The 12,648-nt window shown below is 52.5% G+C and carries 12 protein-coding genes; 11 read left to right on the top strand and 1 reads right to left on the bottom strand.

All coding sequences use genetic code 11. From position 1 onward, the window contains the following. Positions 1 to 160: 160 nt before the first annotated feature. The gene (folD, locus tag BUA12_RS04205; RefSeq protein ID WP_072708603.1) at positions 161 to 1,012 is read right to left on the bottom strand and encodes a bifunctional methylenetetrahydrofolate dehydrogenase/methenyltetrahydrofolate cyclohydrolase FolD; all 852 of its coding nucleotides are present in this window, start codon (positions 1,010 to 1,012) and stop codon (positions 161 to 163) included. A 237-nt stretch (positions 1,013 to 1,249) separates the two neighbouring features. Here folD and purE point away from each other — a divergent pair, with 237 nt between their 5' ends. From purE to purD, 11 genes are read left to right on the top strand one after another with little or no spacing between them, the layout of a single operon-like run. Further along, complete coding sequence (gene purE, locus BUA12_RS04200) at positions 1,250 to 1,732, top strand: 5-(carboxyamino)imidazole ribonucleotide mutase (protein ID WP_072708601.1); 483 nt, start codon at positions 1,250 to 1,252, stop codon at positions 1,730 to 1,732. Then, positions 1,719 to 2,840: a 5-(carboxyamino)imidazole ribonucleotide synthase gene (gene purK / locus BUA12_RS04195; RefSeq protein WP_072708599.1), complete on the top strand. Its 1,122-nt coding sequence runs from the start codon at positions 1,719 to 1,721 to the stop codon at positions 2,838 to 2,840. The genes purE and purK overlap by 14 nt, the downstream gene beginning before the upstream one ends. A gap of 5 nt (positions 2,841 to 2,845) precedes the next feature. Continuing rightward, a complete protein-coding gene (gene purC, locus BUA12_RS04190; RefSeq protein ID WP_072708596.1) occupies positions 2,846 to 3,550 on the top strand; it encodes a phosphoribosylaminoimidazolesuccinocarboxamide synthase in 705 nt (234 codons plus the stop codon). Continuing rightward, positions 3,550 to 3,807, top strand: coding sequence for a phosphoribosylformylglycinamidine synthase subunit PurS (purS, locus tag BUA12_RS04185; RefSeq protein ID WP_072708593.1), 258 nt, complete (start codon positions 3,550 to 3,552; stop codon positions 3,805 to 3,807). Before purC ends, purS begins: the two co-directional genes overlap by 1 nt. Next, the gene (purQ, locus tag BUA12_RS04180) at positions 3,807 to 4,484 is read left to right on the top strand and encodes a phosphoribosylformylglycinamidine synthase subunit PurQ (protein ID WP_072708589.1); all 678 of its coding nucleotides are present in this window, start codon (positions 3,807 to 3,809) and stop codon (positions 4,482 to 4,484) included. Before purS ends, purQ begins: the two co-directional genes overlap by 1 nt. After that, on the top strand, positions 4,468 to 6,648 hold the full coding sequence (gene purL / locus BUA12_RS04175) for a phosphoribosylformylglycinamidine synthase subunit PurL (protein WP_072708587.1): 2,181 nt from the start codon (positions 4,468 to 4,470) through the stop codon (positions 6,646 to 6,648). Before purQ ends, purL begins: the two co-directional genes overlap by 17 nt. Beyond that, positions 6,627 to 8,045 carry an amidophosphoribosyltransferase gene (gene purF, locus BUA12_RS04170; protein WP_072708584.1) on the top strand — a complete coding sequence of 473 codons (1,419 nt, stop codon included), beginning with the start codon at positions 6,627 to 6,629 and terminating at the stop codon, positions 8,043 to 8,045. The genes purL and purF overlap by 22 nt, the downstream gene beginning before the upstream one ends. Positions 8,046 to 8,047: 2 nt before the next feature. Next, on the top strand, positions 8,048 to 9,067 hold the full coding sequence (purM, locus tag BUA12_RS04165; RefSeq protein ID WP_072708582.1) for a phosphoribosylformylglycinamidine cyclo-ligase: 1,020 nt from the start codon (positions 8,048 to 8,050) through the stop codon (positions 9,065 to 9,067). After that, complete coding sequence (gene purN, locus BUA12_RS04160; protein ID WP_072708580.1) at positions 9,060 to 9,641, top strand: phosphoribosylglycinamide formyltransferase; 582 nt, start codon at positions 9,060 to 9,062, stop codon at positions 9,639 to 9,641. The genes purM and purN overlap by 8 nt, the downstream gene beginning before the upstream one ends. After that, a complete protein-coding gene (purH, locus tag BUA12_RS04155) occupies positions 9,638 to 11,116 on the top strand; it encodes a bifunctional phosphoribosylaminoimidazolecarboxamide formyltransferase/IMP cyclohydrolase (protein WP_072708578.1) in 1,479 nt (492 codons plus the stop codon). The genes purN and purH overlap by 4 nt, the downstream gene beginning before the upstream one ends. 48 nt (positions 11,117 to 11,164) lie before the next feature. Next, the gene (gene purD / locus BUA12_RS04150) at positions 11,165 to 12,418 is read left to right on the top strand and encodes a phosphoribosylamine--glycine ligase (RefSeq protein ID WP_072708576.1); all 1,254 of its coding nucleotides are present in this window, start codon (positions 11,165 to 11,167) and stop codon (positions 12,416 to 12,418) included. Positions 12,419 to 12,648 lie beyond the last annotated feature (230 nt).

Genomic DNA, 12,648 nt, shown 5'->3' with positions numbered 1-12,648 from the left:
ACACTTTAACGGTGTCTCGATTGGCTAACGAGGTGGTGATGACACTCTAACAGTGTCTCGATTGGTGAATGCCAAGGATGGTGAACCGAAATTTAATGATCATCCTCCCTTAAACAATAAAAACCCCGGTCGCCTGACCGGGGTTTCCTCAATGCCAATATTATTCGATGCCTTTATTCCATTTTGCTGCAAGCAGTGTGTTGTTCAGGACCATTGTGATGGTGAGTGGACCGACACCGCCTGGTACTGGTGTGATATGGCTTGCAACTTCGGCAGCTGAGTCGTAGTCGACATCACCGACAAGTTTGTCGTCGACCATCGTGTTGCCCACATCGATGACGATTGCGCCTTCCTTCAGGTCGGAACCTTTCACAAGCCCCGGCTTACCGACTGCTGAGACGACGACATCGAAGTTCTTCAACTTCTCAACCATGTCTTTAGTGCGTGAGTGCATCACCGTCACCGTCGCATTTTGATCAATCAGCAATTTGGCGACAGGCTGGCCGACGATGTGTGAACGTCCGATGACCGCGACCTCTTTACCTTCCAAAGAGCCTGTGTGCTTCAGCAGTTCCATGATGCCGAGCGGTGTACACGGTACGAAAGTGCGCTGACCTGTATACAGGCGTCCGATGTTGACCGGGCTGAAACCATCCACGTCTTTCTCAGGTGAGATGGCTTCAAGCACTTTATTTTCATCGACCTGATCCGGGAGCGGCACCTGTACGAGGATGCCGTGTACAGCATCATCATTGTTCAGGCGTTTCACTTCGTTCAGGACGTCTTCTTCCGAAGCGTCTTCGTCGAGATGAACGATATCGGAAGTCATGCCGATTTTTTCAGCGGCTTTATTTTTGGATCTGACGTAGCTCAATGAAGCACCGTCGTTACCGGCGATCACTACCGTCAGGTTTGGCGTGATGCCCTTTGATTTTAATTTTTCCACTTCTTCTGCAAGGCCTGCGCGGTAATCTTTTGCGATCTCGCGGCCGTTTAAAATTTCAGCAGTCATAAAAAGTTCCTCCTAATGTTATCTTTATATCCATATACATTATGTACGAAAGACACAGAAATTTCAATGAAAGAAATTTCACGAACATTAGGTGCCTTCTCACCCCTGCATCGTTCGTATACACAAACGTTAAATCTTTTAAATAAAATAATGTTCGTAATTAAGTTGAATTACATACTTTTAGTTGATAGAATGAAGAAGAACATTCGACTTTAGGATAATCAGGAGGATGAAATGATGACCGTTGGCATTATTATGGGCAGTTCTTCGGACTGGCCGACCATGAAACTCGCGGCGGAAATGCTCGGGGAATTTGATATCAAATATGAGGCGGAAGTGGTCAGTGCGCACCGCACACCGAAAGAGATGGTGGCCTATGCAGAGGGTGCCCAGCAGAGAGGGCTCAAAGTGATCATCGCCGGGGCCGGGGGCGCAGCGCACCTGCCGGGCATGGTGGCGAGCCTGACGAATCTGCCGGTGATCGGGGTGCCGATCGAATCGAAAGCGCTGAAAGGACTCGATTCATTGCTCTCAATCGTCCAGATGCCGGGGGGGATCCCGGTCGCGACGACGGCAATCGGTGAAGCGGGCGCGAAGAATGCCGGTATCCTCGCAGCTAAAATGCTTGCGATATCGGATGAGGATATCGATTTGAAGTTATCACAATATACTCAATCATTGGAAGATAAAGTGGAGGCTATGCAGAATGACCTTAAGTAGAAGGATTTATCCGGGAGCAACAATCGGCATCATCGGCGGCGGACAACTGGGCAAGATGCTCGCGCAGAGTGCGCTCAGGATGGGCTACAAAGTGGCGGTGCTCGATCCGTCGGAAGATGCACCGGCGAAGGCGACGAGTCACTTATTCATCAATGCGGCATTCGACGATGAAGAGGCGCTGAAGCAGCTCGGTGACGCCTCGGACATCATCACTTACGAATTCGAAAACATCGACGGGCCGCTTCTGGAACACATGGTATCAGATTACTATGTACCGCAGGGTGCAGGAACGCTGCTTGCACTCCAAAACCGGGAAACGGAAAAAGGTGCAGTTGAACAATCCGGAGCAAAAGTCGTGCCGTTTGCAAGTGTCGCAGGCGATGAAGACGTCAGGGCATTCGCAGAAAAGGAAGGCTGGCCGGTCATCGTGAAGACGGCGACGGGCGGCTATGACGGAAAAGGTCAGTATGTGATCGACTCCGACGATACTCTTGAAAACGAAGCGATCCCCTACGGGGACACACAGTTCATTGCAGAGAAGTATCTGGATCTGGAACGGGAAGTCTCCCTCACGGTCGCGAGAAGCACGAATGGTGAGACGATCATTTTCCCGCTGCAGGAGAACCTGCACAGAAATCAGATCCTTTACAGGACGATTGCACCTTCAAGAATCGACGTCCAGAAGGAAGCTGAGGACGAAGTAAAGAAAATCATGAATAAACTCCATTTCACCGGAGTGTTCACGATTGAATTCTTCATCGACACGTCAGGTGCGCTGTACGTGAATGAAATTGCACCGCGTCCGCACAACTCCGCGCACCATACGATCGAATCATGCAGCATCTCGCAATTCGATGCCCACATACTTGCAGTGACGGGGCAGCCGATGCCGAAAGTCCTCCAGCACGGCCCGGCGGTCATGATGAATCTGCTCGGACAGGACCTCGACAGGCTCGACACCGACCTCTACGAGCACCCGGAATGGCATGTCCATCTGTACGGAAAGACTGCACGCAAACCCGAACGTAAGATGGGGCACGTGACGATGCTTGCGGATGATGTGGAAGAGACTTTGGAGCGTTTGAAAAGAGACTTTGAAAAGGAGTGAAAGACATGACATTGCTGTATGAAGGAAAAGCGAAACGCATGTTCGAAACCGGCGACCCGTTCGTCCTCGAGGTCGAGTACAAGGATGAGGTGACGGCAGGCAACGGATTGAGACACGATTTTGCACCGGGTAAGGGACGGCTCATCAACCTCATCACCTCTGATATTTTCGGGCGGCTTGAAGACGCAGGCATCCCTTCCCATTTCATAGAAAAGACCGGGGAGACCACACAGCTTGTCCGCCGCGTCGACATGATACCGATGGAGGTCGTCGTAAGGAACCTGGCAGCCGGCAACATCATCGACCGCCTCGGCTTCAAAAAGGGCGAGGAGTTTGCGCCGCCCCTTGTAGAATTCTTCCTGAAGGATGATTCATTGGGGGATCCGCTCCTCACCCGCGCACATGTGATCCACATGGATATCGCGAGTCACGACGAGATTGATGAACTGAGAAAGCGTGCAAATCAGATCAATGTCGCACTGATCGATATCATGGAGAAGATGGGGCTCCAACTGGTCGACTTCAAGATAGAGTTCGGCCGTGACAAGAAAGGCAACATACTCCTTGCCGACGAAATCTCCCCAGACACATGCCGCATCTGGGATGTCGGGACCGGAGAGAATTTCGATAAAGATGTATACCGTGAAAAGACCGGATCCATAGTGGATACCTACCAAAAATTTTATGAAAAAATGAAGGAGACGAAATAATGAAGAAAATCGAACTGATCATCACATTACAGGAGCAGGTGCTGGATACACAAGGTGAGGCCCTCGACCGTGCCGTCAAAGATTTTGGACATGATGAAATATCAAATATCCGTGTGGGCAAAGTACTTTATTTTGATATAGATGAGTCCGAACCGGCCAAGATTGATGAAATCGTCAACTCTTTGTCGGAACGGTTATTCGCAAACACCGTCATCGAGACATATGAATATAAAATCCTGGATGGGGAGACGGTATGATGAGATACGCAGTGATACGTTTTCCAGGCTCAAACTGTGACCGTGACCTATACAATGCAGCCGTCAAAGCAGGGGCAGAGGCGGAGTATGTGGATTACAGGGAAACTTCGCTTGAAGGGTTCGACGGCGTTTTGATCCCCGGCGGATTCTCTTTCGGGGACTACTTGAGGACAGGTGCGATGGCAAGCGTTGCACCGATTACAAAAGCCGTCATCCGTATGGCCGATGAAGGCCGTCCGGTGGTGGGCATCTGCAATGGCTTTCAAATATTGACGGAAATCGGACTTCTGCCTGGTGCACTGATCCGGAACACCGGTCATACTTTCATATCACGCGATGCGTCATTGAAAATAGTGAATGATAAAACGAAGTTCACGAAAAGCTATTCAAAGGACGAAGATGTGATTTTTCCGATCGCCCATGGCGAAGGCTGTTATTTCTGTACGGATGAGGTATATGCAGACCTGAAAGATAATGATCAGATCATTTTGAAGTATAACGAGAATCCAAATGGTTCCAGAGGGGATATCGCAGGAATCATCAACAAAAAAGGGAATGTCCTGGGCATGATGCCCCATCCTGAGAGAGCATTGGAATCCATTCTCGGCAGCCGGGACGGTTTTAAATTATTTGAGGATCTTAAATCGTGGGAGGAAAATCATGAAACAGTTCGTTGAACCTACTGAGACAGATATTAAAGAGCAGAAGCTGTATAAAGAAATGGGATTGACTGATGCGGAGTATGAAAAAGTCGTGTCGATTTTAGGCAGGGAGCCCAACTACACGGAAATCGGCATTTTCTCCGTCATGTGGAGTGAGCATTGTTCATACAAACATTCAAAGCCTTTTTTGGGACAATTCCCGACCGAAGGCGAAAAAGTGTTGATGGGCCCCGGTGAAGGGGCTGGTGTAGTGGACATCGGCGATGGTCAGGCGGTCGTCTTCAAAGTGGAATCACACAATCATCCTTCAGCAGTTGAACCTTATCAAGGCGCTGCTACAGGGGTCGGCGGCATCATCCGGGACATCGTGTCGATCGGTGCACGCCCTGTCGGCCTTTTGAACTCATTGCGTTTTGGTGAACTGACAAGTAAAAATAACCGCAGGCTGCTGCGCGGTGTGGTCAGCGGAATCGGCGGCTACGGCAACAGCATCGGTGTGCCGACTGTATCCGGAGAGGTTGAATTCGACCCGTCCTATGATACGAATCCACTTGTCAATGCAATGTGTGTGGGCGTGATCGACCACGACAGGATCCAGAAGGGGACAGCGAAAGGTGTCGGCAACAAAGTGGTCTATGTCGGCCTCAAAACCGGCCGTGATGGCATACATGGTGCATCTTTCGCTTCAGAGGAACTTTCGGAGAACTCAGAGGCGAAACGTCCGTCCGTCCAAATCGGTGACCCGTTCACAGGCAGGAAACTGATGGAAGCGACACTTGCGGCGATAGAAATGCCTGAACTTGTCGGCATCCAGGATATGGGTGCGGCCGGATTGACATCATCCAGTTCCGAGATGGCAGCGAAAGGTGGATCGGGCATCACTTTGAACCTGGACAAAGTACCTTTGCGTGAAGAAGGTATATCCCCATATGAAATGATGCTTTCCGAAACGCAGGAACGTATGCTTCTTGTGGTCGAGGACGGCTCGGAACAAAAGTTCCTGGACTTGTTCGATGATATGGAGGTCGACAGTGCAGTGATCGGTGAAGTCACGGACAATGATCGCCTGCGCCTGTATTATGAGGATGAATTGTATGCAGACATTCCGGTTCAGGAGTTGTCCGAGGAAGCGCCCGTCTATATATTGGAGGGGCGTCAACCGGAAGCTGATTCCGAACGCAGGGATTATTCGGATGAAGACCTGGACGCAGCATTCAAGTCTTTGATCTCCCATCCTTCGATGGCTTCCAAAGACTTCATCTATGAACAGTTCGACAATCAGGTGGGTTCGAATACCATCCAAAAATCCGGGTTCGGTCCGGGCATCGTACGCATCGAGGGGACGAACAAGGCAGTATCGATGACAATTGACGGTAAGAGCCGCTATGTATATGCCGATCCCTATAACGGCGGTAAAGAGGTCGTGGCCCAGGCATTCCGCAACATCATATCCACCGGTGCGACGCCGCTGGCGATGACAGACTGCCTGAATTACGGCTCTCCTGAAAAGCCGGAAATCTACCATCAGTTGGAGGCATCGACGAAAGGTATGGCAGAAGCATGCCGGACACTCCACACACCTGTCGTTTCCGGAAACGTCAGCCTTTACAATGAAACGAAACAAGCGAGCGTATTGCCGACGCCGGTGATCGGCATGGTCGGGTTGATTGAAGATATCGGCATTTTAAAAGAAGACAAGGTGTCTGAAGGTGATGCCCTCTACATCGTCGGCGATTTGAAGGCACAATTCCAAGGTTCACAAATTGAAAAACTGATCGACGGTGACATTAGGAAAGTATCCAGGCAGATTGACCTGGATTTGGAATTTGAACGGGGCAACATGTTGAAGGAGATGTACATCTCCGGTGAGATCCACAAAATTGCACCGATTGGGCGCGGCGGCCTGATCGTCAAACTTGCCCAGCTGGCAAGCCATTACAACATTGGTGTCGATGTGGCGGTGGACGTTCGGGCAGATCTTTTATTTTCCGAAAGCGCATCGAACTATGTTGTTGTCGCGCCGGCCGGTCTTGAGATCACGGGCGCCCGGGAAATTGGTGCATTCTCGGGGGATGCCTTCAGGGTCAGTGCGAAAAACTATAACATCTCCTATGAATTAAACGAAATCAACGCAACGTTGAAGGGGGCAATTCCAGCATGCATGAGTTCAGTGGACTGAATGAAGAATGTGGAATCTTTGGAATCTGGGGTCATCCGGAAGCGAGTGAATTGACATATATTGCACTGCACAGTCTGCAGCACCGGGGCCAGGAGGGCGCCGGCATCGTCGCTTCGAGCGGGGATTATTTGTTCGGTGCCCGCGGGATGGGACTTTTGACATCAGCATTGTCGAAAGAACAGCTCGCATCACTGAAACCTTTTCCCCATGCGATCGGGCATGTGCGCTACGCAACCACAGGTGGCAGTGAACTGTCGAATGTCCAGCCATTTCTGTTCAAAAGTCATACAGGTGACCTTGGGCTTGCGCAAAATGGCAATCTGGTCAACGCCATGAATGTGCGCAGGGCTCTGGAAGACGACGGGGCGATATTTCAGACGACTTCAGATTCTGAAGTTTTCGCTCACTTACTCCGGCGTGAGAAAACCGGCAATCGTAAAAGTAAAATAAAAAAAGTCCTGAGACAGCTGAAAGGTGCCTTCGCATTTGTAATCATGCATGAGGACAGCCTGACGGTCGCACTTGATAAACACGGCGTCCGCCCGCTGATGCTCGGGCAGAAGGACGGGGCGTACTGCGTGGCGAGCGAGACATGTGCGTTCACGGCGATCGGTGCGGAGTATATACGGGACATCGAAGCGGGTGAAGTGATCACCATCACGGATGACGGCATCGATTTTGACCATTATACTGAAAGGACCAGTCCGCATATGTGTTCGATGGAATACATCTATTTTGCACGGGCGGACTCCGAATTCAGGAACACTTCGACGTACAGGATAAGGAAAGAACTGGGCAGGGCCCTCGCAACTGAAATGGACGTCGAGGCGGACATCGTCATCGGTGTGCCCGACTCATCGCTTGCCGCGGCAAACGGTTTCAGTGAAGCAACCGGCATCAGGCAGGAGCAGGGGCTGCTGAAGAACCGTTATGTCGGCAGGACATTCATCACACCGGGGCAGGAGGCGAGGGAGCGTGCGGTGCGCATGAAGCTCTCCCCGGTCAGGGATATCGTCGAAGGCAAACGGGTGATCGTCATAGACGATTCGATCGTGCGCGGGACGACCAGCCGCTTCATCGTCAAGGCATTGAAGCAGGCGGGTGCTGAGGAAGTGCACATGGGTGTGTCCTCCCCGCCGCTCAAAAACCCTTGTTATTACGGCATTGACGTATCGACGCATGCGGAGATCATCGCAAGCAGGAAGAATCCGGAGGAGATCCGTGAGGAAATCGGCGCGGATTCCCTGACTTACCTGTCCGTGGACAGGATGCATGAAGTGTACTACGGCTTCGGGTCAAAAGGTCAGTGTGATGCCTGTTTCACCGGGAATTACCCGATCGACATCGAGGAAACGATCCTTCCTCAGGAAAAAGATCTAAAACAAAAAGGAGTGTAGTGATGAGCGAGCAGTATAAACAGGCCGGCGTCGATATCGAAGCCGGCTACGAAGCGGTCGAGCAGATGAAGTCACATGTGAAGCAGACGAGGCGTCCGGAAGTGCTCGGGGGCCTGGGCGGCTTTGGCGCAGGGTTTGACCTGTCACAGCTGAACCTGAAGCAGCCGGTGCTTGTATCGGGCACCGACGGGGTCGGCACGAAACTGAAGCTTGCAATCGATCATGACAGGCATGATACGATCGGCATCGATGCCGTGGCGATGTGTGTGAATGATATTTTGACGACCGGTGCGGAACCGCTTTACTTCCTGGATTACATAGCAGTCGAAAAGGTGGTGCCGGAAACGGTCGCAGATATCGTCAAAGGTGTGTCGGCCGGTTGCGTCCAGGCGGGCTGTGCCCTGATCGGCGGCGAGACGGCCGAGATGGGCAGCATGTACGGGCCGGGTGAGTATGATATCGCAGGGTTTGCGGTCGGTGCGGTCGAAAAGGATGAATACATCGACGGTTCGACGGTGAAAGCGGGTGACGTCATCATCGGCCTGCCTTCGAGCGGTGTGCACTCCAACGGTTACAGCCTGGTGAGGAAGATCATTTCAGACAATAATATCGATGTGGAGGCGGACCTCGAAGATGAGAAGCTGATCGACCTGCTGCTCGAGCCGACGCGCATCTACGTGCCGCAGGTGAGACACCTGATGGAAAAAGTGGACATCAAAGCGATGAGCCATATCACAGGCGGCGGGTTCGTTGAAAACCTTCCGCGCGCCATCCCTGAAAACCTGGGTGTCGACGTTTCGACGAAAGACATCGAGCTGCCGGCCATCATCCAGTGGCTGATTGAACAGGGCGGGATTGAAATGGATGAAGCATATAACGTCTTCAACATGGGCATCGGCTTCGTGGTCATCGTGGATGAAGGGGACGCTGAAGCGGCCCTCGCCCATTTGAAGGCCGAAGGTGAAAAAGCGGTCGCAATCGGTACGATCACCGGCAATGAAGGCATCACGATCCATGAGTAGACCACGCGTGGCGGTCTTTGCGTCCGGCGGCGGGACCAATTTTGAAAACCTCGTCCGAAAGCAGGCTCAGACGGGTATCGACATCGCCCTTTTGATATCCGATTACAATGAAGCCTATGCAATCCAGCGCGCGATCAACCATGATATCGACTATATTGTCGTCGAGCGTTCGAAATACGATGGCAGGGCGGATTTCGAAAGTGATATACTGAATGTTCTGAAGATGTATAATATAGAGTATATACTGCTTGCAGGCTTCATGCGGATCCTATCCGCGGATTTCGTCGGGAGGTATCCAGGAAAGATCATCAACATCCACCCGTCGCTGCTCCCGGACTTCAAAGGTGCGGATGCGATCGGTGATGCATTCCGCGCCGGCGTCGGTGAGACGGGTGTGACCGTGCATTTCGTCGACGCCGGCATCGATACGGGTGAGATCATCGCCCAGGTGCCGGTCGGGGTCGATCCGGAAGACACACTCGCAGATCTTGAGGATAAAATCCACAGCGTCGAATACCAGCTGTATCCGCAGGCAGTGAAATTGGTTTTAGCAAAAGGTGAGGAGGACGAATAGTGAAAGCATTAATCAGCGTATCCAACAAGGCAGGACTCGAAAATTTTGTGCAGGGGCTCTCCCGGGCAGGCTATGAAATTTATTCCACGGGCGGAACGTACGAGAAGATCAAAAGTTTCGGCATCGACGTTTCCAGTGTCAGTGATCTGACGCAGTTTGAAGAAATCATGGACGGGCGTGTGAAGACGCTCCATCCGAAAGTCCACGGCGGCATCCTGGCAGACCGTGACAACCCGTCCCACGCGGAGGAAATGAAGTCGAACGCGATCGAGGCGATCGACCTCGTCGTGGTCAACCTCTACCCGTTCAGGGAAACGGTCGCCAAAGAAGGTGTGACTGAGGCCGAAGCGGTGGAAAACATCGATATCGGCGGTCCGACGATGCTCCGTGCGGCAGCGAAGAATTTCAAGCATGTCACGACCGTCGTCAATCCGCAGGATTATGATGAAGTGCTCGGGCATATCGAAGCGGGCACACTGGATCTCGAATACCGCCGTACATTAAGCATCCGTGCGTTCAGGCATACTGCCGAATACGACCGTGCAATCGTCAGCTATTTCACGGACAGCGAGCGCACGTTGAGGTACGGTGAGAACCCGCACCAGGATGCGAAACTCGTCAAGACGACGGAAGATAAGAACACCATCCTGAATGCGCAGGTGCTGCAGGGCAAGCAGCTCAGCTACAACAACCTGCGTGACGCAGACAGTGCATTTGCGCTCGCCAAGAAGTTCGACCTGCCTGTGGCGGTCGCCGTCAAGCACATGAATCCATGCGGCGTCGGCACGGGTGAGACGATGGTCGAGGCATTCAACAATGCATTCGAAGCGGACAGCCAGTCGATCTTCGGGGGCATCATCGCCCTGAACCGGCCGGTGGACAGTGCGGCGGCGGAAGCGATGAGCAAAATATTCCTGGAAGTCGTCATCGCACCGTCCTATACGAACGGCGCACTTGAAGTGTTCGACAATAAAGAGAACCTGCGCCTGCTCACAGTCGACTTCACAGAAGAAGTGGACGGCGATGAATTCGTCAGCGTGTCCGGCGGCTATCTCGTCCAGGACCGTGACACCGGCAGGCTGAACGAGTCGACGATTGACGTGGTGACGGAAACGTCACCGACTGAAAAGCAGATGAAAGCACTCGTCCTTGCCTGGGAAGTGGCGAAGCACGTCAAATCGAATGCGATCGTGCTTGCCAATGATAAACAGACCGTCGGCATCGGCGCCGGTCAGATGAACCGTGTCGGTGCATTGAAGATCGCAGCAGAACGGGCCATCCAGCTGGATGGTGATGTTGTGCTCGCGAGCGACGGCTTCTTCCCGATGCCCGATTCCGTGGCGCTCGCACATGAACACGGCATCAAAGCGATCATCCAGCCGGGCGGTTCGAAACGTGATCAGGAGTCGATCGACTACTGCAACGCGCACGGCATCGCCATGGTGTTCACAGGCATGCGTCATTTCAAACATTAATGCTCTGAACGTGAGGCATGGATTTTATCTTATAATGGAGGCTCGACAATGAAAGTAGCAGTGATAGGCAGTGGCGGACGCGAACATGCACTTGTGAAGAAATTTTACGAATCCCCGTCCGTGACGGAGGTTGTGGCAATTCCGGGCAATTATGCGATGGGCGGGATGGCCAAAGTGGCGAATGATGTGGATCTCGATGATTTCAATGCAGTGGCGGAAGTATGCGACCGTGAAGCCGTCGAGTGGGCGGTGATCGGCCCGGAAGCCCCCCTTTCGGAAGGCCTGGTCGATTTCCTCGAACGCCAGCATGACATAAAAGTGTTCGGCCCGAGGAAATTTGAGGCGCGCCTTGAATCTTCAAAGGCATTTTCGAAAGCAATCATGAAAAAATATGATATTCCGACCGCGAAATATGAATTGTTTACAGATTATGATGCTGCACAGGAGTACCTTGATCAGGTGGGGACGCCGATCGTCATAAAAAAGGACGGCCTTGCCGCGGGCAAGGGCGTCGTCGTTGCGATGGACGAGGAGACTGCCCGGGAAGCGCTCCATGATATGATGGACGGCTCGGAAGGTCAGGTCGTCATCGAGGAGTACCTGGAAGGTGAAGAGTTCAGTCTGATGGTGCTTGTGAATGAGGAATTCATCTATCCTTTCGAAGTGATGGCACAGGATCATAAACGGGCATTCGACGGGGACGAGGGGCCGAACACCGGCGGCATGGGGGCGTATGCGCCAGTGACGCATATCCCCGAAAGTGCCCGGATCGAAGCGGTCGAGAAGATCGTCAAACCGATGACCCGGGCGATGATGGATGAGGGGCTCAGCTACTTCGGCGTGATGTACCTCGGCGCCATGGTCACTGAAGACGGCGTCAAGGTCATAGAATTCAATGCGAGATTCGGCGATCCTGAGGCACAGGTGCTCCTCAGCCTGCTGAAAAGCGACCTGGGAGAAGTGCTGGAGCATATGTATACAAAAAAACCATTCGAGCTGGAGTGGAAGGAAGGTTTTGTCGCGGGCGTGATGCTCGCAAGCAAAGGCTATCCGGGTGATTATGAAAAAGGGAAAGCCGTCAATATACCTGAAGTCATATCCACCAGGAGCTTTGTCAGCGGATTGAGCCGTACGGATGCAGGAACACCCGTCACTTCCGGCGGCAGGGTGCTGCTCGTCTGCGGCCACGGCGCCACCATCGAGGATGCGCTCGAAGAGGCCTATACAGGTGTGGCGCAGGTTGAATATGAATCAGAGGACCTGTTCCACCGCAGCGATATCGGACAGAGGGCAATGAAGTAGATTGGCAACACCCGCTTCGGCGGGTGTTTTTCATCTTTGTGCAAGTGGCGGGGCTTCTGCGTGTCTAACTCATGCCTGCGAACGAAGGGGGAGCAGGTTTAGCGGGAAGCAGTCTGGATTTGGCGATTCCGGGTGCTGATTTCGCTGTGTAAGAATAAAATCCGGACAGCCGACTCAGCGATGTCATCTCCATCCGGAGCCGAAGACAAAATCCGGACAGCCGACTCAGC

The organism is Lacicoccus alkaliphilus DSM 16010, from assembly GCF_900142805.1.
In the GTDB taxonomy this organism is placed as follows: domain Bacteria; phylum Bacillota; class Bacilli; order Staphylococcales; family Salinicoccaceae; genus Lacicoccus; species Lacicoccus alkaliphilus.
This window is presented reverse-complemented; position numbering and strand designations above follow the sequence as displayed.

Excerpts from the sequence above, each read along its gene's own strand:
- purC (WP_072708596.1), top strand. The coding sequence starts at position 2,846 with ATGACATTGCTGTATGAAGGAAAAGCGAAACGCATGTTCGAAACCGGC.
- folD (WP_072708603.1), bottom strand. The coding sequence starts at position 1,012 with ATGACTGCTGAAATTTTAAACGGCCGCGAGATCGCAAAAGATTACCGC.
- purK (WP_072708599.1), top strand. The coding sequence starts at position 1,719 with ATGACCTTAAGTAGAAGGATTTATCCGGGAGCAACAATCGGCATCATC.
- purL (WP_072708587.1), top strand. The coding sequence starts at position 4,468 with ATGAAACAGTTCGTTGAACCTACTGAGACAGATATTAAAGAGCAGAAG.
- purS (WP_072708593.1), top strand. The coding sequence starts at position 3,550 with ATGAAGAAAATCGAACTGATCATCACATTACAGGAGCAGGTGCTGGAT.
- purM (WP_072708582.1), top strand. The coding sequence starts at position 8,048 with ATGAGCGAGCAGTATAAACAGGCCGGCGTCGATATCGAAGCCGGCTAC.
- purE (WP_072708601.1), top strand. The coding sequence starts at position 1,250 with ATGACCGTTGGCATTATTATGGGCAGTTCTTCGGACTGGCCGACCATG.
- purD (WP_072708576.1), top strand. The coding sequence starts at position 11,165 with ATGAAAGTAGCAGTGATAGGCAGTGGCGGACGCGAACATGCACTTGTG.
- purF (WP_072708584.1), top strand. The coding sequence starts at position 6,627 with ATGCATGAGTTCAGTGGACTGAATGAAGAATGTGGAATCTTTGGAATC.
- purQ (WP_072708589.1), top strand. The coding sequence starts at position 3,807 with ATGAGATACGCAGTGATACGTTTTCCAGGCTCAAACTGTGACCGTGAC.
- purN (WP_072708580.1), top strand. The coding sequence starts at position 9,060 with ATGAGTAGACCACGCGTGGCGGTCTTTGCGTCCGGCGGCGGGACCAAT.